The sequence below is a fragment of the Ornithinimicrobium sediminis genome (assembly GCF_021272345.1).
GTDB classification, from domain to species: Bacteria; Actinomycetota; Actinomycetes; order Actinomycetales; family Dermatophilaceae; genus Ornithinicoccus; species Ornithinicoccus sediminis_B.
In genome coordinates this window covers 202,359-223,677 of the sequence record NZ_JAJSDQ010000001.1, presented here as the reverse complement: position 1 = coordinate 223,677, position 21,319 = coordinate 202,359, and the positions used below count along the sequence as shown (strand labels likewise).

Genomic DNA, 21,319 nt, shown 5'->3' with positions numbered 1-21,319 from the left:
CGACCGCATGGTCGCCGGCGGAGTTGCGAATGAAGACGTGGCAACAGCGCTGCTGGACGGGGTGCGAGAGCCTGGCCACCTGTCCTCATCGCCGGCCAACTATTCCCCATTTTGGCGAATACCCGAAGGTGCTCGACACGGTACCTCATCGAGCCGTTCGCCTGGCCGTTCGAATTTATCCGCATCACCGATGAGGCCGCCGCATCCGCGCGCGCCCGATGACGGCATCACCACCCGAAACGACATCAGTGGCACGTGCGCCACATCGTCGGGCTGCTCGTGCTGAGCGCCGACCTGGAGCGCCGGGAAGAGCTCAGGACATGGGCACCCAACTGATTGCGAACGCCGACCGGTGGCTCTGGTGATGGGGGCGGTGCCGGCGTAGGCCTTGCGGCCCTTGGCGTCGGCGTAGCGGTGGGGGTCGTCACCGAACTCGCCGAGGATCCGGGCGCCGAGGATCACGCCGAGACCGGGCAGGCTGGTGTAGATGTCAGCGTCCCGGTGCCGGCCAAAATGCTCGGCCACCACCTGCCCGAGGGCCTCGATCTGGTTGTTCAGCACGGTGATGAGTGCGACTTCGGAGGTCACGATCGTGGCGTAGGCGTGCTGCACGGGGTGCGGGTTGGCGCAGTTCCGGGGCGGTCAGGACGTTCCTGATCTTCTCGGCACGAACGGTGACGTCGCGCCGGTTGGCTGCGGTCAACGCCCGGACGACCTTGGCTTTGGACAGCCTCGAGGCGGTGTCCGGGTCCGGTGCCTGGGCGAGCAGCTGCAGCGTCTCTGGCGCATCCAGCTCCTCGTACGCCGTCAGCGCGGCGGGGAAGAACTCCCTTAGCGCTGAACGCAGGCGCAGCACGTGCCGGGTCCGGTCCCAGATCACCGACTGGTGGGCGCTCGGGCTGACCTTGACCGCCTCCTCGGTGGCGCTGTCGGGGGCCACCGTGCGGTGGTGGGCCCGGTCCAGGCGGACGATCTCGGCCAGCAGATGGGCATCAGCGGTGTCCGACTTCACCCCCGAGGTCGAGTGCCGCTCCCGGTAGCGGGCGACGGACTTCGGGTTCAACCCATACACGGTGTACCCCGCCGTAACCAAGGCGCCGACCCACGGGCCGCGGTCGGTCTCGATACCGACCACCACCTGCGCGGCCGCCTCGGCCGAGTCCAGGTCGGCCCACTCCTCGGGCGCGTGCTCGGCGACCAGCGCGTGCAACCGCGTGATACCGCCCAAACCCTCAGGCAGGCGTCGTCGCGCCAGGATCCGTCCCTGGTCGTCGACGAGCTCGACGTCGTGGTGGTCCTCGGCCCAGTCATCACCTACGAACAACATCGCCCAACCTCCTGCGCCTCGTTGCGATCCGTTGCAGCAGCGTGGAGGAGGACTCCCGGCGATCTAATGGTCAAATACTCACCCGAACGATCTGGGGGCACGTCATCCCAGCAGCGGTCACGCCTCCTCACGACCGGCGGGCGCACGGTCTGCCGCAAGACCTCAACGATCAGATTCGGAGAGTGCTGACCCTGACTTGAACCAGGCGAAGCCAGCGACTATCGTGAGGATGATCGCTGCGAATGGATGCCCACAATGACCCAGTCCAGGGTGCCGATCTGGCCCGGTGCCTCATCTCTCGTCCATCGCCGTAACAGGCCGGCGAGGAGAATTGGCCCGCCTGCAAGGCAGGGGAGTACCAGCGCGCCGCTCAGTCGTTGGCGAGAGGTTCACGGCGCCGGCGCACCATGATGCCCATATCGATAAAGGAGACTTCGGCCGGCGGCAACTACAGCGACCAAGCCAGGTCCTATCGAACCAGTCCACTCCAACCACGACGGCGTAACTGAGGGCGAAAAGGGAACCGGCGACCATGGCAAGCGTGGTTCGGGCGTGTTCCCACTCACTGCGTCTGCTGGCAGGGGCTGGTACCATCGCGTCGGCAAGGGACAACTATCTCGGGCAACGGAAGCATTCGGTGCGATCAGTCCCAGAACGGGACGACTCGCCTTGACGCATGCAACGCCAGCGGGGCGTTGCGGCGACGTCGGACGCTTCCACCACGCGGATAGCGCAGGTGGTACTGTGACCACAAATCTTCCGTGATCAGGTCGGATCTTGAGGGGCTGCTCAGTGCAAAAGTGGGTCTATCTGGTTCGCCACGGCCAAGCACTCAAGAACGTCGCGGACCGACATGGGGGACCGGGGACCGGCCTCACGGGAAGAGGTTACGACCAAGCGCGAGCCGTGGCGAGATACATGGCAACGGCAGGGAGAATTGATGATCGAGGGGAACTGATCGGCGACACAGTTCCACAGGTTCGTGAGACGGTCAGCGCGATCTCTGCGGAGAACCAATGGGATGTCCGCTTCGACGAGAGGCTCCGAGGAACTCACCTCGGAGTGCTTGCGGATCTCTCGCGTGAAGATGCGGCATCGCACCACCCCGGCGCAGCGAACAGACTCGAAGAGTGGCGGAACGGCCTAAGGAGAATAGATGAGTTACAAATCCCTGAGGCGGAACCCGTAGAAGAGTTTCGCGCTAGGGTCAAGTCCGCCTTGGGCGACCTCTTGCAGTCGTCGCGGACACACACAATCATTGTCGCGACCAATTCGACCCTCATAATGATCCAGAACATCCTAATGCTGGGCAGGGGGTTTGACTACGAACTCTACCGACCCCACACGTTTCCAAATGGGTCTATTACTGCGTGGATTGTGGCTTCAGAATCTTTTCCCGAAGACGTCAGCCTAATCGTAGACAGGTACGTGCCTGATGAATGGCCTTGACTCAGTCTCGTCAATGCTAGAGTCCCTCTCGTTCAGGCCAACTCGCCACTCAAAGGCAGTGAACTCGGTGGCACTCCTTCTCACACTTGCGGCCTATGGATACTTCTCGACAGATTTGGCGCCGAAACTCTCAAACAATAGTTGGTTGAACATAGCAGTGGGGCTAGCTGTTAGCTTGGGCGTGTATATCGCTCTTTACAACTTTCTGGTCTGGCTGTTCGGTGCGGTCCTGGAGGATAAGATAAATCCGCGCGAGGCCATATCGGGGGAGTGGATATACCGCATCACCGTTCTGGGTGCGAACACGCAATCTCGATACGGGATCTGCACAATCGAGAAGGTGCGCGATGAGTACGTTGTCTCAGGTATCCACTATCACCCATTGCGCGCCTCCTTCACTTCGAAATTCGTGTCGACACATGTGCATCTTCGTGGAGGAGAGCTGACGGTCCTTTACAAGTCCGCCGGTGTGGATGAAGAGGTCTACGTCCGTGAAGGCGTCTATCGATTGACCACTCAGGGTACACCACCAGACCGGATCAGCGGCGTTTGGGCTGACATGCCGTCCAAGAACTCCGGTGAAATCATAATGCAAAGGCGCACGAAAGCGGGTGACGCCATCCTCCGCACCCATGGCTTTCCGATTGACAAGGCTGACGCAGATCGCATCTTGCTGCAGTCCGCTATGGGTGCGGCGGAATCACCGCCATTGCAAGTCGACGAAGTTCCCGGCCAAGAATAGCCCATCTAGACCCATCGCCAGACCAGAAGCAATGGCATCGGCGGCGCTCAAGACCAGAGGTTCGTCTCGACCGTTGAAGGACGTGTTCACAAGCACGGGGCAGCCAGTTAAAGATCCAAACTCCTGCAAGAGTTTGTAAAGAACCGGATCGTCGTCTTCGCTGACCGTTTGCACCCTAGCAGTACCGTCCGTATGCACTACAGCAGGGATTCGCGGAACCCAGTCGGAGCGGACTGAGACGCTCCTAGACATGTACGGTGAGGGTCCGGAAAGGCCAAAGATGGTAGGAGCGGCCTCTACCGTGGTACAAGGGGCTAATGGTCGGAACTCATCACGATTCTTGACAGCCTGGTTTATTCTCAGCCTCATTTGATGGGCTCTAGGATCCGCAATGATGCTTCGGCCGCCAAGTGCACGCGGACCAAATTCCGCACGTCCGTTAACTAGGCCGATCAGTTGTCCTCGGGCAAGATGCCGTGCCAGTTGTGAAACTTCGATAGGCGTCGCCGCGAGGCCAGCGCTCTCAGCCGCAGAGATCGCAGAGCGTGGGGTGAGTGTCGGCCCTAGGCGAGACGTTGACAACGGGTGGACGGTTTGGCCAGAGTTCCATGCGCAAAGTGCAGCGGCACCGATCGCAAGTCCCCCATCATGGGGGTAGGGCGGGATGACTAGTTCGTCGATACCATCATTTCTTGCCAGGACCCCGTTGGTAACGCAGTTTAAAGCCACGCCACCTGCCAAGGCGACGCGCCTTCGACCAGTCTCCTCGGTAAGCCACATCGTGAGGTTTAGCACCGTTTCGTTCAAGTGAGCTTGAAGGCTCGCAGCCAGGTTTCGGTGGAGATCGGATATGGCCTCTGCAGGGTGGCGCGATGGGCCGAACTCATGCACGAACCGGTCAGATACCGTAGAATGCCGAGCACTGCTAGCAGATAGGCGAAAATACGACGTGTCGACCTTAAAGTCACCCGCGAAGTTCATGACGATCTGTGCAATGCGTTCCTGGAATGTCGGCTCTCCATAGGCAGCAAGGCCCATGACCTGCCCCTCCTTGGAGGGCCCGAAAAAGCCGAGATGCCTACAGATCGCGCCGTACACTTTTCCAAGAGAGTGCGGGTAGCGGATCCGCCGAATACAAGATGGCGCGGAATTGCGCTTCCCGATGTAAAAGGAGACGGTGTCTATCTCGCCGATGCCGTCCATCACGAGAATGGCCATATCGGCGGTGTCTGCGACCCCGCTAACGGACGCCGCGTGAGCATCGTGGTGACGGAAATACTGCGGGCGCGTTCCCGGTTTGGCGGCCGCCGCTAGAGACCCGCCAAGTCGGCGCACACGCCTGGTGGTATTTATCTCCTCAATGGAAGATTTCCTGGCCCAGCCAGCACCTTTTCGAAAGTCGAGACTGTCGTAGACTGGTCGAGTCAACTGGGCTGCTCTGCGCATTGGTAGACCGATTGAGTCAACGTCGCCGAGGGTGAGTGATGTCTCTCTCAAGATGATCTCTAGTGCGGCAACAGGAGCCGCACGGGATCCTTTCACCCGATCGAGCCGTTCCTGCTCGAGCGCCATTAGGATGTTTCCGTCGCTCATTAGACAGACCGCCGAATCGTGAGTTCCGTAGCCGACCCCTAGGGTGATGCGCGATGCGGTCATGCGCCGAATTCTCGCACGTTAGTGGTGGATGAGCCGCGTGCCGCGGTCCGGCACCGGCGCGGGCTGGTCGCGGACCGCAAGAAGGCGCTGCAGCGGCTTCACCACCAGCTCAACGCCCTGTGTCCTGGTCTGGCCGCGCCGTCTGGGCACGGCAGGTCGCTGGGGATCGAGGGGCCGACAGGGCAGGCCGTGCTGGCGTGCGCGGTCGCCTTCGCCGGACGACCACCATCGGTACGATCGCTGATCGCTGATCGGTCGCGCTCCGGGTCGGCTCACCCTGGCGACGGCACAGTACTGGGCAGGACGTTAGCGGGACTGCCTGCTACCACCGGCGGACGCCGCCACCCGGGCCGAACGACTGGGCAGGGACCTGACCCGGTGCGCATCCCCGCCATCAGGACCCAAGAGGAGAGGCCTAACAACAGGCTGTCCGCCAGTCAGGGACAGGAACAATGACGTCCTGCAGCGGGTGTGGAGAAGCTGATCGACCTGCCCAGTGTTCGGTGACTTGCTGACCTAACAGAGAGGTCCATAACTGACTTTTATTGACATGAACATTTCTAACTTTGTGCCAGGCGAATCGCGCTATCCGCCAGGCAGTCCGAACGCCACCATATACCCAAGAGCCTCCAACTCATCGTTCGTGTAGTTGGTGTGCTCAGACGCGCCGGCACCCAGGAAGCTTGCGCAGATGAGGTCGCCATTGTGGCAGAGCGCCGTGGTGCGGCTCGCAATAATGTCCGGGAGGGGACCGCTCGGTGTCGTCTCTTGCCATAGCGTCGGCAATGACCAGACTCCAGGACTAATCGATTCGAGAAGGCCCGGGACTGACACCTGCAATTGACCATTGACCAAGCTCGCTGTGCGCCAAAGGTCCTCGCCGCCACCCACAACTCTGCCAGGGTCAGAAACAAAGCCCACCGCCACAAAACGCTCCAGAAGAGCTAGATCCGATTCCGCCAATACGCGCATTGCCACATGAGCTGCCAAGGCGCCTTGAGAGTATCCAAGCAACACGAACTCGCTGTCGGGACAGTCTGAGGCCTCTTCATAAGCCCTGGAAATGAGCTTATCAACTCCATCAAAAATCGAGTCCATGTAGGCGCTAGGACTCACGCGTGGATCCAGCACTGGCACCGGAAGGGCCTGATACTGGACGGCGACTCGTTTTTTCGTTCCAGGTTGGAAGCGATCGAATGCTGCATAGATTTCTTCATTGTATGTTCCAAAGCCATCAGTCTCGCCAACAAAGGCAGGCTTATCCCAACCTAGGAATATGTTCCAATCGGCTTGGGGCTCCTCGCCAGAGCCGCGAAGTCCAAAGACGACGTATTTGGCGCACCGGGAAGCGTTTCCGTCCGGCACTGGTTGAGCGGGAGCAATCGGAGGCCGAGGCGGCGGAACATAGCCTACCCAAGGGGTGTACATGACCCCAGACCCAACAACGTCCCCAGGGACGGGTCCTTCCGGTGAGCCCCAGTCTATGTGTCTAGCGTCAACGTAGCTACCATTAGAACTAATGCCAATGACATTCTCAACGAGTCGGCCAGATAAAGCTGCTGTTCCTCCATTGACCGCGAGTCCCGTTGCAGAATAGCGGATTTCAACCTGGGATAGAGTCGCTGATCCACCTGGCTCGACTGTGATTCCTTGCCAGTCGCCGCGCTCTGGTGTCTGTGTGCTGTCGACGTCCCCGCCGACCGAGTCATCCCTGGAGGAGGTGAACACCACTGGCGCCTCCTGCGACCCCGCCACGACCAACGAACCGCGCACCTTCAGGCCGCTATGGCTGTCCGTGGACCGGAGCGACTTGACCACGGCTCCCTCGTTGACCGTCATCGTCACCCCGGCCGGGATCTCCAGGCCTCTCCAAGACCTATCGCCGATGACCCACGGCAACCCGGGTCGGGGCAGGGTCAGGTCTTCGGCCAGCGACCCCGACACAAACATCGCAGCACCCGTGGACGAGTCAGCAGTGTTCCCGGACAGCAACGATGGCAAGAGCTCCTCGCCGTAGATGCTGACGGCGCGAGCATAACTGGGCAGTTCTCCCTCGATGGTGTTGTCCGAAACTCTCGGAGCCGGAGAACCCGACCCAGCTACGGTAATGACCGATCCGTCGTACACCCCTCCGGACATCTCGGTAAACGTGTTTCCCGAGATCACCACAGGAGCCGGATCGCTCTCACTCAGCGACACTGAAACAGTGGTGCCATGGCTCAAGGTCGAACCCGTCAACGAGAAACCAGTTGCGACGGCAGCAGTCACTCCCCGCCCATATCTCACCTCGGCGTTGTCCATCGAGAACGTCCCACCTGGCTCGACTGTGATTCCTTGCCAGTCGCCGCGCTCTGGTGTCTGTGTGCTGTCGACGTCCCCGCCGACCGAGTCATCCCTGGAGGAGGTGAACACACACCACTGGCGCCTCCTGCGACCCCGCCACGACCAACGAACCACTCACCTCTAGCGCTGTGTCGATTGAGGCGGCCTTGATGACGGTTCCTGGCTCCACTGTGAGGGTGACGCCGCTGGAGATAGTGACCGTGCAATCCGCGACATAGACCTGTGCCTTGGTAGGTGACCAGGTCTCGGAGGCAGTTAACGTGCCACAGACGCGCTTCGACGGAACCGCACCGGTATCGGTCGTGGTCGTGGTCGTGAGTGTGGCACCGGTGGTGTTGGTGTTGCCCGCGGTGTCACGGGTGAACACGGTGTAGCTGTACTGCGTGTCGGCCTCGAGGCCTTCGTCGGTGACCGACTCGGCCAACGGGTCGCCCAGTGCCACCGGCTCGCCATCCTCGGGGCCGTCCGGGGCGGTCCCGCCCACGGCGCGACGCACGATCAGCTCGGCCAGGTCCGCGTCATCGGGGTTCGTCCAGGACAGCGTCACCGACGTCGAGGACACCTCCGCCACGGTCAACGCGCTTACCGGGCCCGGGGCCTCCACATCCGGTGCCGGGGCGGTCGTGGTCGTGAGTGTGGCACCGGTGGTGTTGGTGTTGCCCGCGGTGTCACGGGTGAACACGGTGTAGCTGTACTGCGTGTCGGCCTCGAGGCCTTCGTTCCCGTCATCGGGGTTCGTCCAGGACAGCGTCACCGACGTCGAGGACACCTCCGCCACGGTCAACGCGCTTACCGGGCCCGGGGCCTCCACATCCGGTGCCGGGACCGCCGCAACAGCCGCGTCCAACGTGTCCTCGCACACCGCGCTGGTCCCACCCAGGGCGATCACCTGGGCGGGTTGCAGCACCGCGAGTTGGGCGCTGACGGCCGCGGGCAGAGACCCGCAGTTCGCGCTCACCAGAAACACCGGACCGTCAGTCAGGGACCCCGCTGCGACGGCGTCAGCGAAGACATCACCGCGGGCGAGGTAGGCCACCGGTGCGGTGCTGCTGAACTGGTAGGAACCGATCGCCACCGCGGTGGCGTACCGGTTGGGTCCCGCCAAGCGGTCTGTGGTGCGGCCGGCCGCGACCGATCCCAACGTCTCATCGGCTAGGGCCGCGTCCCCGCCCAGGCCCACCACTCGCTTGGGGGACAGGCGTGCGATCTCGGCGGCTACCACGGCCGGTACCCGCCTGCCGTCACGGACCAATAGCACCGGCCCGGCTGTCAGGACCCCACCGGCCACCGCGTCCGGGGAGTCCTGGGAGTTCGCGACGTATACCTCGGCGAGCGGACCGGCCGGGAACTCGTACTTGGAGATCTCTACCGCGGTCCCCTCACGGTTCGCACCGGCGAGACGGCTCTTCGCACGGCCATCCGAAGCCTCGTCCAGGGTCGCCTCACACACCGCGCTGTCCCCACCCAAAGCGGTGACGCGCTCCGGGGCCAGGCGAGCGATCTCCTCGGCCACCACGACGGGCACACCTCGGCAGGACGGCAACAACAGCACAGGCCCATCACTCAACGACCCCGCCGCCAATGCGTCAGCGAACACGTCCTGACGGGCCAGGTACACCACCGACGCCCCGTCAGGGAAGCTGCGCTTGGAGATCTCGACCGCCGTCGCCCTCCGGTCCGGACCCGACAAGCGCCACTTGTCGGTGGCCGCGACCGTGTCCTGAGCAGCCAAACCGGCGGCGGGCGCTGCAGTTGGCCCGGTTGTAGGCCAAGCGAGGGGCGTCGCCGATCCCGAACTCACCCCAGGCGGTGCTACAAAGAACATCGCGCTGAACATCACGACGGTCGTCACGAGGGCAAGGGCACGAGCGAATCGACCGGACACGAAGCCACCAATCACGGATTAGGCGGCCCCCAGGAACCGCGCCACAAGTGCGTGGACCCCGTTCTACCGTGGAACGGATACTGCGACAAGCCCTATTTCTGCGACAAGATGAACGTCGCTGACGGCGCGTGGGCGTCCGGCGAGCAACGTTTGCAGTCGGCGCCTCCCAGATCGCTGGTCACCTCCCGGCGGGGTTTGGGCAGCCGGGTTGAGTTCCGCTCTCTAGCTAGTTGAACTTCACGGTCTCAGTGAGCGGCCTAACTGGTGGTCTGGGTAGCGGGCGGCGAGGTCGTCGCGGAACCCGCGAGGACGGCACCCCGCAGGCCGGGCAGGCCGCCTCGACGCCTGGGTGTCGATGAACACCTCCCTGCCCTCAACGCATCACGGTGCAGCACCGCGACCACGCGGTACTCCGGCAGGTTGGACAACACGGTGGCAGCATCGGCGGCATCGTCGAACGTGCATACCCCAAGATCGGCGAGCTTGCACTACCTACTTGGGGTGTGCGGACCTGACACAGGACTGACACGATGGTCTCTGGGGCCTCGACAGTGCAGGTCAGTTCACTTGCGATTGAGTTTCCCGTCACTCACCCCACGCGATGTCGGACGGCATCGAGACCCCCGGACCGTGGAGGTCCGGGGGTTCTCTCGTCCTTGGGCTGGTCCTTCGACCGAAGGGTTGCGAAACGGTAACGATCGACCTGGCCCGTCGGGCCTCATCGGGTGCCGGTCGGGGGGGTCGGGGGCGTGTCCGGGAGGCTCGGCATCGTCGCTGGTCACAGGGCTTGTGACGGGTCGAGGACGCGCGCGGCCCGGGCCCCCGATCCGGTGCCCCGCTGCCGTCAGAGGCGACTTGAGGACCTGTGGACAGCCTGCATAGGTTCAAGGCACACCCCCCCTGTCCGATCGGGGCGACGTGTTCTCGTCGGCCTCTGCCGCCGAGAGGGCGACTGCCTCGTCCAACCGAAAGGACGTATGTCATGTCCCTGCGCACTTCGCGTACCCACGCCTTCACCGCCATCGCCGCGGCCGGAGCTCTCACCCTCGCGGCGTGCGGCTCCGACGACGACACCACCTCCTCCGCCGAGGGCGGCGGAGGGACCCTCGAGACCCTCCAGGACGAGGGCACCATCACCGTCGGCTTCGCCGGCGAGGAGCCCTACAGCTACACCGACGACGACGGCGAGCTCACCGGCGCGACCGTGGCCCTGCACCGTGAGGTCTTCGGTGCCCTGGGCATCGACGAGGTCGAGGGTGTCGAGGTCGAGTGGGACGCCCTGATCCCCGGTCTCAACGCCGGTCGCTTCGACGCCATCTCGGCCGGCATGTCGATCCTGCCCGAGCGCTGCGAGCAGGCAGCCTTCGGCGACCCCGAGATCATGTACACGACGGCGCTGCTGGTGCCGGAGGACAACCCCATGGACCTGGCGGACCTGCAGGACGTCGCCGAGTCCGGAGCCACCTTCGCGGCGATGAGCGGTGCGATCGAGCAGGGCTACGCCGAGGACCTGGGCATCGAGACGATGACGGTGTCGACGCCGCAGGACGGCATGGACGCGGTCGTCAGCGGTCGGGCCGACGTCTACGCCCTCACCGGCATCTCGCTGCGCGCCATGGCCGACAACAACCCCGACGCCCCGATCGAGGTGACCGAGGCGTTCGTCGCCGAGGTCGACGGCGTCCCCCAGGTCGGCGCGGGTGCGACGGTCTTCCGCACCGACGACGACGACCTGCGCGAGGCCTACAACGAGGAGCTCGCCTCGATCATCGGTGACCAGGCGGAGTACGAGCGCGTGCTCGGCCCGTTCGGCTTCACCGACGCGGAGCGGCCCACCGAGGACATCACCACGGAGATGCTCTGCGCGGGCGAGCTGCCCGAGGCGGACGACGCCGAGTCCACGGACTGACCCTGCGCGGTGACTGACTTCCTCGACACGCTGACCGCGGCGGCGCCGCGGCTGTGGGAGGCCACCCTGGTCACCCTGCAGCTGTCTGTCGGCGGCGCCGCGGTTGCGTTCGTCGTGGCCGTCCTCCTCGGCCTCGCCTCGCTCAGCGGCGTCGCCCTCGTGCGCGGGACGAGCCGGGTCGTCGTGGAGTTCTTCCGCGGCACCTCGCTGGTCGTGCAGCTCTTCTGGCTGTTCTTCGTGCTGCCGCAGCTCGGCGTCGACCTGCCCTCGATGACCACCGGCATCCTGGCGCTGGGGCTCAACTACGGCGCCTACGGCTCGGAGGTCGTGCGGGGCTCGATCAACGCCGTGCCCAAGGGTCAGTGGGAGACCACCGTCGCCCTGTCGATGTCACCGGTGACGACGATGCGACGGGTGATCTGGCCTCAGGCCTGGGCGCTGATGCTGCCCGGCCTGAACAACCTGCTGATCATGCTGATCAAGGGCTCCGCGCTGGCCGGGTTCATCTTCCTTCAGGACCTCACCTTCGTCACCGACCAGCTGCGCCGCACCACGGACACCTTCGTGGCGTTCGGTATCGGGATGGTCATCTACTACCTGATCGCCCTGGGGGCCTCAGGCGTCCTGCGCTGGCTGGAACGGCGTGCGCAGCGCCGGCTCGGGCTCGCGCCCCCCACCCGACGTGAGCGCATCCGGCAGAACGCCGAGACCGCGCGGCTGCAGGGCACGGGGGCTGTGGGCGCCCCCGCGGGAGGTGGCGCCGCGGGCGCGCCTACGGGAGGCGGTGCACCGTGAGCTTCGACTGGGAGTTCGCCCTCCAGATCCTGCCCGACCTGCTCGAGGCCTTCGTGCGCATCACCCTGCTCGTCACCGTCGTCGGGTCGCTGACCGCCGCGGTGCTGGGCCTGGTGTGGGCCATCGGCCTGCGGTCGCTGCCCGCCTGGGTCGGGCGTCCGCTGTCGTTCGTCCTCGACTTCATCCGGATGACGCCGCTGCCGATCCAGCTGCTGTTCGTCTACTACACGTTCAACAACCTCAGCGCACTCAGCGTGGGCATCATCGTCATCGGCGTCCACTACTCGACGTACATGGCGGAGTCCTACCGGGCGGGCATCGAGTCCATCCGCAAGGGCCAGTGGGAGGCCGCGACGGCGCTGTCGCTGCCACCGCACCGCACGTGGCGCGCGGTGATCCTGCCGCAGGCGCTGCGGGCCACGCTGCCCTCCCTGGGCAACTGGGCCATCGCCATGTTCAAGGACACACCGTTCCTGATCGTGATCGCAGTGCCGGAGCTGGTGACGGAGGCCAAGGAGATCGGCGGCCGGACGTTCAGCTACGTCGAGCCGTTCACCCTGGCCGGCCTGATCTTCCTGGTCGCGAGCTACCCCACCGCCGTCCTGATGCGAAAGCTGGAGAACCGTCTTGCCTACTGACAGCACACCGATGATCCGGTTCGAGGACGTCGTGAAGAAGTTCGGCGACACCACCGTGCTCGAGGGGCTGAGCTTCGCCGTCGAGCGCGGTGAGCGGGTCACCCTGATCGGGCCCAGCGGCTCGGGCAAGACCACGATCCTGCGGCTGCTGATGACCCTCGAGCACCTGACCGACGGGTTCATCTACGTCGACGGCGACCCGCTCACGCACGAGCTGCGGGGTGGCAAGCGGGTGGAGCGCCGGCCCAAGGACGTCACCCGCATCCGGCGCCGCATCGGCATGGTGTTCCAGCAGTTCAACCTCTTCCCCAACATGACCGTCATCGACAACATCACCGAGGCGCCGGTCCACGTGCTCGGCCAGTCACGGGAGGAGGCCCGGCAGCGAGCCCACGCCCTGCTGGACCAGGTGGGCCTGAAGCACCGGGCAGGTGCCCACCCCATGGAGCTCTCCGGCGGGCAGCAGCAGCGGGTCGCCATCGCCCGGGCCCTGGCGATGGACCCGGAGGTCCTGCTGCTCGACGAGGTCACCTCCGCCCTCGACCCGGAGCTGGTCAACGACGTCCTGGAGGTGCTGCGCGAGGTCGCCCGGACCACCGACATCACGATGCTGATCGTGACCCACGAGATGCAGTTCGCCCGCGACGTGTCGAACAGGGTGCTGATGTTCGACCACGGGCACATCCTCGAGGAGGCTGCTCCGGACGTGATGTTCACCAGCCCGGAGCACGAGCGGACCAGACAGTTCCTGCAGGCGATCCTGTGACGTGCAGGTATGCCGTCAGAGCGCCACGGGCGTCGCAGCATGCTGCGTGGTGCCGGGCCTCGCACGTCGTCCACACGTCGTGACCGGACCGTGACATGACCCCGTGGGCCCTGTACGTTGGACAGCGCTCCTCTCCCCTAGGAGCCCCCGCAGTGGTCGCCGAGTCCTGTCACCACCTCGTCGGGGCCTTACGCACTACCGCATGACAGGAGCGGGGGACCCACGTTTCGTGGGGCGTCGTGAGACGCCCCTTGGGGTGAAGTCCTCCCGGCGGCACCAGCAACCCATGGTGCCGCCGCACGGACCGGGTAGTTCCTCCCGCCCGAACCCGACAGCTGACCCCGTAGGCGTAGGTGAGGTCTCCATGTCAACCAGCATTCCCGGGCGCCATCGCGCCCAGCGTCGCAACGTCCTCAAGCCCCTGGCCCGCACCTCCGCCACCATGGTCGCCGCGGGCGGTCTGGTGGCGTCCATGTCGGGCGGGGCCCAGGCCACGCCCGCTCCTGCGGCTCCGCCTGCACCGTCCGCCCAACCGGTGGCCCTTCCCTCGTCGCCCGCTGCTCTGCCTGCGGCCCCGGTCATCCTGCCGACCACTCCGCGGTGGAGCACGATCCGCTACGGGGCCCGAGGCAGCCACGTCAAGACCGTCCAGCGCATCGTCGGGTCCTACGCCGACGGCGTGTTCGGCCCCAAGACGCTGGCGGCCGTGAAGCGCTACCAGTCACGCAACGGCCTGGTCGTCGACGGCATCGTCGGGCCCAAGACCGCAGCCAAGATGGGGCTGACCACAGCGGCGGCCTCGCGCAGCAGTGCCACCCGGAGCACGAGCCGCAGCACGTCGAGCAGCGGCGTGGTCGGCATCGCAGCGTCCTACACCGGCATCATGTACCGCTGGGGCGGCAGCACCCCGGCCGGCTTCGACTGCTCCGGCTTCACCCAGTTCGTCTTCGGCAAGGCCGGTATCAGCCTCCCCCGCACCACCGAGGCGCAGCGCCGGGCGACCACCCGGGTGTCCAGCCCCCGGCCCGGTGACCTCGTCTTCTGGGGGGCACCGGCCTACCACGTCGCGATCTACGCCGGCAACGGCATGATCTACGACTCTGGCCGGGCCGGGCTGCCCACGCAGAAGCGCAAGATGTTCTCCGGCGTCACGAGCTACGGGCGCGTCGGCTGAGCCTGCCCCGCTGAGCCCGACCTCCCCGGGTCGGGTTCAGCGGGCCGCGCGGCCGAGTGGCGCAGAGCGATCTCCCGCAGCCTGGCCGTGTCGAGACCGGGCGGAGCCTGGAAGACCGCCTCCCGGTAGTAGCGCAGCTCGGCGATGCTGTCGAGGATGTCACCCAGCGCGCGGTGGCCGCCCGTCTTGGCGGGGGAGGCGAAGTAGGCCCGGGGGAACCAGCGCCGGGACAGCTCCTTGATGGAGGAGACGTCGACGATGCGGTAGTGCAGGTGCTGCTCGAGCTCGGGCATGTCGCGGGCCAGGAAGGCCCGGTCGGTGCTCACCGTGTTGCCGGCCAGGGGGGCCTTGCGCGCCTCCGGCACCCAGTGCCGCACGTAGGCCATGACCTGTTCCTGGGCCTCCTGCAGGGTCGTGCCCTCGGCGAGCACGTCGAGCAGCCCGCTGTCGACGTGCATCTGGCGCACGAAGTCGCCCATCTGCGCCAGCGCTGCATCCGGGGGCCGGACGACCAGGTCGACCCCGTCACCGAGGACCTGCAGGTCGAAGTCGGTGACCAGCGTCGCCACCTCGATCAGCGCGTCGTCGACGACGTCGAGGCCGGTCATCTCGCAGTCGATCCACACGAGCCGGTCGCTGGACTGTCGGGGCGTCACCTCGGAGCTCACGGGTGTCACCCTAGCCATCCCCTGCGCGGCCGGGGCCAGGTAGGGTCTGCGCTCATGACCGGGCCTGTCCTGCCGGCGGTCGAGCCCAACGCCACCGTGCGCCCGCGGATCCGACGGCTCCTGCTCTGGGGAGCCGCGGCCACGGCCTTCCTGCTCGCCGCCCTGCTGATCGCGATCCTGGTGACCGAGAGCGTCGGTCTGACCGTCGGGCTGCTGGCCGCCGTCATCAGCACCACCGCGATCGGTGTGGTGCTGCCCGTCTTCCTCTGGGTCGACCGGCTGGAGGCCGAACCCGCCAGGATGCTGTGGTTCGCCTTCCTCTGGGGTGCACTGATCGCCACGTCCGCCAGCCTGCTGGTCAACACGGCAGCCGCGGTGGCCGCCGACGCCGTCGGCCTCGACCCGGACGTCGTGGCCGGCGTCGTCTCCGCGCCGGTGGCAGAGGAGCTCTTCAAGGGGCTGGGGCTGCTGCTGATCTTCGTCGTCGCCCGGCGCGAGTTCAACGGGGTCGTCGACGGCATCGTCTACGGCGGGGTGGTCGCCCTGGGCTTCGCCTACGTGGAGGACATCTTCTACCTGGCGCAGAACTACCAGCTGCTCGGTCAGGAGGGCCTGGTCGCCACCTTCGTGCTGCGCTGCCTCGTCACCCCCTTCGCCCACCCCATGTTCACCATCTGCACCGGCATCGGGCTGGGCCTCATCGCGCACCGACGCACCTGGTCACGGGCGTGGGTGCCGCTGTTGGGGTATGCGGTGGCGGTCGCGGGGCACGCGCTGTGGAACGCCTCCGCGCTGTCGGAGCTCTTCCTGCTGCTCTTCGTGCTGGTGCAGGTGCCGCTCTTCGTCGGCTTCGTCCTGGTGGTCGTCTACGCACGGCGTGCAGAGGCGCGGATGATGCGCGAGCACCTCACCGGCTACGGACTGAACGGATGGTTCACCCCGGCCGAGGTGGCGATGCTGGTCTCGCCGTCCGAGCGTCGCCGGGCACGCGCCTGGGCCCGTGACCGGGTCGGGCCTGCCGGATCCTTGGCCATGCGCGCGTTCCAGGACGAGGCCGCTGAGCTGGCCATCGCCCGCGACCACCTCGAGCGCGGTGACCTGGACCACGGATGGGTGCAGCGGGAGCAGCGGCTGCTGTCCTCCGTGACGCTGCACCGCCAGGCCTTCGCCGGACCCTCAGCGAGTGGAGTCGGCGTGGGCCAGCAGGGAGCGTGACTCCTCCAGGAACCGCCCGGCATACGGCCCGAACCACTCGCCGATCTCCCGGAAGCGCGCCGTGAAGCCCTCGCTGTCCCCCTCCCGCAGCAGGCGCAGAGCCTCGCCGTAGCGCTCGTGGTAACGCTCGATCAGGGCGAGGTTGTCGGGCGAGGCGGTGATGATGTCGAAGTACAGTTCAGGGCTCTGCGCGAAGAGGCGGCCGACCATGATGAGCTCGAGGCGGTAGATCGGCGAGGAGAGCGCGAGCAGGTCGGGCAGGGCGCTGTCCTCGGAGGCCAGGTGCGCGCCGTAGGCGAACGTCGAGAAGTGCCGCAGGGCCTGGATCAGCCCCATCGCCGCGTCGTGGTCGACCGCCGACACCTCGTGGACCCGGGCTCCCCACAGCCGGATCTGCTCCAGCAGCCACGCGCCGGCCTCCGCGTCACGGCCCGGGCACGAGGCGACGACCTGCTTGGCGAACGACTCCTGGTCGGGGCCGAACATGGGGTGCAGGCCGATGACCGGCCCGGGATGGGCTGCGAGCATGGCCTCGACCGGGCCGCGCTTGGTCGAGGTGATGTCGGCCAGCAGGCAGTCCGGGGGCAGCGGGGGCAGCGCACGGATGACCGCGACGGTGTCGTGGATCGGCACGCTCACGAGCACCATCCCCGCGCCGTCGACGATCTCCTCCGCCCGGTCCCAGTCGTCCCGGTCGAGGACGCGCACGGCATACCCCGAGAGCAGGAGCATCCGGGCGAACATCGCCCCCATCTGTCCGGCGCCCCCGACCACCACGACGGGGCCCAGCCCGGGGGCCTGCTGCGTGAAACCCATGTTCTTCTCGTGGCTGTACGCCTCGCGCATGCAGCGTCGCAGCACGTCCTCGATGAGGTCGGGCGGCACGCCGAGCAGCTCGGCCTGCTCGCGCCGGGCCGCGATCATCGCCCGCTCACGGTCGGGGGCGTAGATGGGCAGCCCGTGGCGGCCCTTCACCTCGCCGACCCGGGACACCAGGTCGAGCCGCCGGCCGAGGAGGTCGAGCATGGCCTGGTCGACATCGTCGATCTGTGCACGCAACTCGGCGAGAGGCTCGTCCATGACCGCTGATGCTAGTCGTGCCTAGACTGCTGACCCGGCCCCCGTAGCTCAATGGACAGAGCAACGGCCTTCTAATCCGTAGGTTGCAGGTTCGAGTCCTGCCGGGGGCGCGTCCGGTGCGACCGCAGGTGGCGCACCGGAGGACGGGTGTGCGGCGGTTCGCTTTGGCTGCGGACGCCGCAGGAGGCAGGCTGGGGCACGTGACGGAGAAGGACACAACCATGGCGTTGCTGACAGCGGTCGAGCGCCTGCGTGCAGCGACGGAGACCGTGCGGCTGCCGCTCGACCTCCCGGACGCCGAGGGCGCCCGGGAGGCTCAGGGTGCCCTCGTCCGCCAGCTCGACGACTACGTGCTGCCGCGCCTGCGTGCCCTGGACGCCCCGCTGCTCTGTGTCGTCGGCGGGTCGACCGGTGCCGGCAAGTCGACGCTGGTCAACAGTGTCGTCGGAGATGTGGTGACCCGCACCGGTGTCCTGCGACCGACGACGCGCGCGTCCGTCCTGGTGCACCACACCGAGGACGAGACGTGGTTCGCCGGCGACCGCATCCTGCCCGGGCTGGCCCGGCTCACCGGGGGCCCGACGGACAAGGACGACCCCTCCTCCGTCCGGATGGTCGCCACCGACGCACTGCCCACCGGGCTGGCACTGCTGGACGCTCCCGACATCGACTCGGTCGTGCGGGCCAACCGTGACCTGGCCCGGCAGCTGCTCGCCGCCGCCGACCTGTGGCTCTTCGTCACCACCGCCGCGCGGTATGCCGACGCGGTCCCGTGGGACCTGCTGCGTCAGGCCGCCGAGCGCGGGACGTCGGTGGCGATCGTGCTGAACCGGGTGCCGCCGGAGGCCATGGAGGAGGTGCGCCTGCACCTGGCCCAGATGCTGAGGGAGCAGGGGCTGGGCAAGTCGCCCATCTTCACCGTCCCCGAGGTCGAGCTGGACAAGGTGAAGATGCTGGCGCCGCAGCACACCAGCCGGCTGAGCGGCTGGCTGCACTCGCTGGCCGGCGACGCACGGGCCCGCTCCGTGGTGATCCGGCGGACCCTGGCGGGCGCCCTCGGCTCGCTGGGCGTGCGGGCGGACGAGCTGACAGCGGCAGCCGACGGGCAGCTCCAGGCCCGTGACCACCTGCGCGCGGTGGCCCACACGGCCTACCGCGACGGGCTGGAGGGTGTCGAGGCCGGCATGGAGGACGGCTCGCTGCTGCGCGGAGAGGTCCTGGCCCGCTGGCAGGAGCTCGTCGGCACCGGGGAGTTCCTGCGCCAGGTCGAGGTCGGCATCGGCCGGCTTCGCGACCGGGTCACCGCCTTCTTCACCGGCAAGGAGGCCTCCACGGAGCCCCTGGGGGAGGCCCTCCAGAGCGGCGCGTCGGCGCTGGTCACCTCACACGCGCAGGTCGCGGCCAGCACGGCGGCCCGGGGCTGGAAGTCCAGCCCCGGCGGGGCCGGCCTCATCGAGGCCCACCCGCACCTGGGCAAGGCAGGCCCCGACCTGCAGCCTCGGGTGGAGCGGCTGATCCGCGACTGGCAGGCGGAGGTCTTCCAGATGGTGCGCGACGAGGCCGGCAAGCGCCGCACGACCGCGCGCTACCTGGCCTTCGGGGTGAACGGACTGGCGGTCATGCTCATGCTGCTCGCCTTCAGCGCCACCGGTGGTCTCGTCGGGGCCGAGGTGGCGATCGCGGGTGGCTCGGCGATCATCGCCCAGCGCCTGCTGGAGGCCGTCTTCGGTGACCAGGCGGTGCGGGAGATGGCCCGTCAGGCCCGCAAGGCCCTGCTCGTGCGGGTCGAACGGCTGCTGCACGAGGAGCAGGACCGATACGACGGTGTGCTCGACGAGGTGCCGTTGTCGCGGACCGCGGTCGACCAGGTGCGCACCGCTGCCCACGACGTGGAGGCCGCCCGATGACCGTCCGCACCACAGGCGCTCGGGAGGACTCGCTGACCTGGCGCGCCGACCAGCTCGAGGAGGCGCTCGAGACCGGGGCCCGTCAGCTCGACCCGCAGGCGGTGGCGACGGCGCGCGAGGTCGTCGGCCGCGCACGGGAACGCTGGGCCCTGAAAGGAGGGCGCACCGTCGTCAGCCTCGCGGGGGCGACCGGCTCGGGGAAGTCCAGCCTGTTCAACGCCCTCGTCGGCGAGCCCGTCGCCGCGATCGGAGCGCGCCGTCCCACCACTGCGTCGGCGACGGCTGCCGTCTGGGGCCAGGAGGAGTCGGCCGGGCTGCTGGACTGGCTCGGTGTGCCGCACCGGCACCAGGTGGCGGACGCGGACGGCCAGGGCGACCTCGACGGTCTGGTCCTCATCGACCTGCCCGACTTCGACTCCCGCGAGCTCTCGCACCGGGTCGAGGCCGACCGGATCCTGGCGCGCTCGGACGTCTTCGTCTGGGTCACCGACCCGCAGAAGTATGCGGACGCGCGCCTGCACGAGGACTACCTCGCCACCCTGCGCGACCACCAGACAGTGATGATCGTCGTGCTCAACCAGACCGACCGGGTCACCGAGGCCGGCGGCAGCACACGCATCAAGCACGACCTGCGCCGGCTGGTGGCGGCCGACGGGGCAGGCGACTTCGAGGTCATCGGCACCTCGGCACGGATCGGTCTAGGGGTCGACGACCTGCGGGCCGCGATCGCGTCGGTGGTCTCGGAGCGGCATGCCTCCGAGCGCCGGCTGAGGGGTGACATGGCCGGCGCCGCACGGGAGCTGACCGGCGGCGTGGCCTCCGGGGAGCCCTCGGTCGACGACGTGGCCGACGGTGACCTGCACCAGGCGCTGGTCAGGGCGGCCGGGATCCCCGTGGTCCTCGGCGCCGTGCACAAGGACTACCTGCGCCAGAGCCGGGCCAACGCCGGCTGGCCGTTCACCCGGTGGCTCTCGGGTCTGCGTCCCGACCCGCTCAGGCGGCTGCGCCTCGGGGACGACCGGGCCGGCACCAGCGGCATCTCCCCGTCCGACGTGCGCACCGTGCTCGGCCGCTCCTCCCTCCCCCCGCCCAGCCCGGCCGCTCGCTCGGCGGTGCAGCTGGCGACCCGTCAGGTGGGGGAGCGCGCCGGGCAGGACCTGCCGCCACGCTGGGCCGACGCCGTCGCCGACGCCGCCAGCCCCGAGGACTCGACGCTGGCAGACGCGCTGGACCAGGCCGTGATGGCGACCCCGCTGCGGGCGCGCAACCCGTTCTGGTGGTCGTTCCTGCGGGTCGTGCAGCTCCTGCTCGCTCTCACGGCCGTGGCAGGCCTGGTGTGGCTCACGGTGCTGGCCGTGCTGGGCTACCTGCAGATCGACACCGAGGTGCCCATGTGGGGCCCGGTGCCCGTCCCGGCCCTGATGCTGGTGGGTGGTCTGCTCCTCGGCCTGGTCCTGGCGCTGCTCTCCCGGGTCTTCGGCCGGGTCGGTGCGAGCCGCCGCCGCGCGCTCATCAGGGCACGGCTGGACAAGGCCGTCGACGGGGTGGCCAAGGAGCATGTGCGCCGGCCGGTCGGCACGGTGCTGGAGCGCCACCGCCAGACCCGCCAGCAGCTGCAGGCCGTGCAGTCCTGAGCTGGCGGACGGCCCTGTCGTCCACATCCCTGCCACGAGGGCCCCTGCTGTGCACAGCAGGGGCCCTCACGGTCCACGGCGTAGCACCGCGCGCCAGGGTGAGGGGACGAGCCGCACCATCGGGGGCGGCC

The 21,319-nt window shown here is 67.3% G+C and carries 17 protein-coding genes, 1 tRNA gene and 1 riboswitch; of the genes, 11 read left to right on the top strand and 7 right to left on the bottom strand.

Annotated features, from left to right (window positions below; all coding sequences use genetic code 11):
- Positions 1–99: 99 nt before the first annotated feature.
- Positions 100–561, bottom strand: coding sequence for a transposase (locus LVO85_RS00980; RefSeq protein ID WP_232745539.1), 462 nt, complete (start codon positions 559–561; stop codon positions 100–102).
- Positions 491–1,327, bottom strand: coding sequence for an IS110 family transposase (locus tag LVO85_RS00975; protein WP_232745538.1), 837 nt, complete (start codon positions 1,325–1,327; stop codon positions 491–493). Before LVO85_RS00975 ends, LVO85_RS00980 begins: the two co-directional genes overlap by 71 nt.
- A 792-nt stretch (positions 1,328–2,119) precedes the next feature.
- On the opposite strand from LVO85_RS00975, the gene LVO85_RS00970 reads away from it, so the two are divergent.
- Positions 2,120–2,776 carry a histidine phosphatase family protein gene (locus tag LVO85_RS00970; protein WP_232745537.1) on the top strand — a complete coding sequence of 219 codons (657 nt, stop codon included), beginning with the start codon at positions 2,120–2,122 and terminating at the stop codon, positions 2,774–2,776.
- A gap of 67 nt (positions 2,777–2,843) precedes the next feature.
- Entirely contained in the window at positions 2,844–3,518 is a 675-nt protein-coding gene (locus tag LVO85_RS00965; RefSeq protein WP_232745536.1) for a hypothetical protein, read from the top strand.
- Here LVO85_RS00965 and LVO85_RS00960 read toward each other — a convergent pair.
- From LVO85_RS00960 to LVO85_RS00950, 3 genes are all read right to left on the bottom strand, one after another.
- The gene (locus tag LVO85_RS00960) at positions 3,477–5,174 is read right to left on the bottom strand and encodes a carbamoyltransferase family protein (RefSeq protein WP_232745535.1); all 1,698 of its coding nucleotides are present in this window, start codon (positions 5,172–5,174) and stop codon (positions 3,477–3,479) included. The two genes, LVO85_RS00965 and LVO85_RS00960, sit on opposite strands and share 42 nt — an antisense overlap.
- Positions 5,175–5,759: 585 nt before the next feature.
- Positions 5,760–7,586: a cutinase family protein gene (locus tag LVO85_RS16895; RefSeq protein ID WP_232745534.1), complete on the bottom strand. Its 1,827-nt coding sequence runs from the start codon at positions 7,584–7,586 to the stop codon at positions 5,760–5,762.
- Positions 7,564–9,369, bottom strand: coding sequence for a cell wall-binding repeat-containing protein (locus tag LVO85_RS00950; RefSeq protein WP_232745533.1), 1,806 nt, complete (start codon positions 9,367–9,369; stop codon positions 7,564–7,566). The genes LVO85_RS16895 and LVO85_RS00950 overlap by 23 nt, the downstream gene beginning before the upstream one ends.
- Positions 9,370–10,384: 1,015 nt before the next feature.
- On the opposite strand from LVO85_RS00950, the gene ehuB reads away from it, so the two are divergent.
- From ehuB to LVO85_RS16600, 5 genes are all read left to right on the top strand, one after another.
- Positions 10,385–11,311 carry an ectoine/hydroxyectoine ABC transporter substrate-binding protein EhuB gene (ehuB, locus tag LVO85_RS00945; protein WP_232745532.1) on the top strand — a complete coding sequence of 309 codons (927 nt, stop codon included), beginning with the start codon at positions 10,385–10,387 and terminating at the stop codon, positions 11,309–11,311.
- A 9-nt stretch (positions 11,312–11,320) separates the two neighbouring features.
- Entirely contained in the window at positions 11,321–12,106 is a 786-nt protein-coding gene (locus LVO85_RS00940) for an amino acid ABC transporter permease (protein ID WP_232745531.1), read from the top strand.
- Positions 12,103–12,744 (top strand): ectoine/hydroxyectoine ABC transporter permease subunit EhuD, encoded by a 642-nt coding sequence (gene ehuD, locus LVO85_RS00935; protein WP_232745530.1) that lies wholly within the window; start codon positions 12,103–12,105, stop codon positions 12,742–12,744. Before LVO85_RS00940 ends, ehuD begins: the two co-directional genes overlap by 4 nt.
- Before the next feature lie 10 nt (positions 12,745–12,754).
- Positions 12,755–13,510, top strand: coding sequence for an ectoine/hydroxyectoine ABC transporter ATP-binding protein EhuA (ehuA, locus tag LVO85_RS00930; protein WP_232745529.1), 756 nt, complete (start codon positions 12,755–12,757; stop codon positions 13,508–13,510).
- Between the two features lie 186 nt (positions 13,511–13,696).
- Positions 13,697–13,875: riboswitch (cyclic di-AMP (ydaO/yuaA leader) on the top strand.
- A complete protein-coding gene (locus tag LVO85_RS16600; protein WP_269812793.1) occupies positions 13,875–14,684 on the top strand; it encodes a C40 family peptidase in 810 nt (269 codons plus the stop codon). It overlaps the preceding riboswitch by 1 nt.
- On the opposite strand, the gene orn is transcribed toward LVO85_RS16600, so the two are convergent.
- The gene (gene orn, locus LVO85_RS00915; protein ID WP_332875388.1) at positions 14,666–15,352 is read right to left on the bottom strand and encodes an oligoribonuclease; all 687 of its coding nucleotides are present in this window, start codon (positions 15,350–15,352) and stop codon (positions 14,666–14,668) included. The genes LVO85_RS16600 and orn overlap by 19 nt on opposite strands.
- A gap of 54 nt (positions 15,353–15,406) precedes the next feature.
- Between orn and LVO85_RS00910 the strand changes: the two genes are divergently transcribed.
- Entirely contained in the window at positions 15,407–16,567 is a 1,161-nt protein-coding gene (locus LVO85_RS00910) for a PrsW family intramembrane metalloprotease (RefSeq protein WP_232745528.1), read from the top strand.
- Here the strand turns inward: LVO85_RS00910 and tyrA are convergent.
- Positions 16,529–17,647, bottom strand: coding sequence for a bifunctional chorismate mutase/prephenate dehydrogenase (tyrA, locus tag LVO85_RS00905; RefSeq protein WP_232745527.1), 1,119 nt, complete (start codon positions 17,645–17,647; stop codon positions 16,529–16,531). The genes LVO85_RS00910 and tyrA overlap by 39 nt on opposite strands.
- 37 nt (positions 17,648–17,684) lie before the next feature.
- Between tyrA and LVO85_RS00900 the strand changes: the two genes are divergently transcribed.
- The 3 genes from LVO85_RS00900 to LVO85_RS00890 all read left to right on the top strand — a co-directional run bounded on the left by LVO85_RS00900 (position 17,685) and on the right by LVO85_RS00890 (position 21,188).
- Positions 17,685–17,757: transfer RNA gene (locus LVO85_RS00900), tRNA-Arg, on the top strand.
- A gap of 111 nt (positions 17,758–17,868) precedes the next feature.
- On the top strand, positions 17,869–19,554 hold the full coding sequence (locus LVO85_RS00895; RefSeq protein ID WP_232745526.1) for a dynamin family protein: 1,686 nt from the start codon (positions 17,869–17,871) through the stop codon (positions 19,552–19,554).
- Positions 19,551–21,188 (top strand): GTPase, encoded by a 1,638-nt coding sequence (locus LVO85_RS00890; protein WP_232745525.1) that lies wholly within the window; start codon positions 19,551–19,553, stop codon positions 21,186–21,188. Before LVO85_RS00895 ends, LVO85_RS00890 begins: the two co-directional genes overlap by 4 nt.
- The last annotated feature ends 131 nt before the right edge of the window (positions 21,189–21,319 follow it).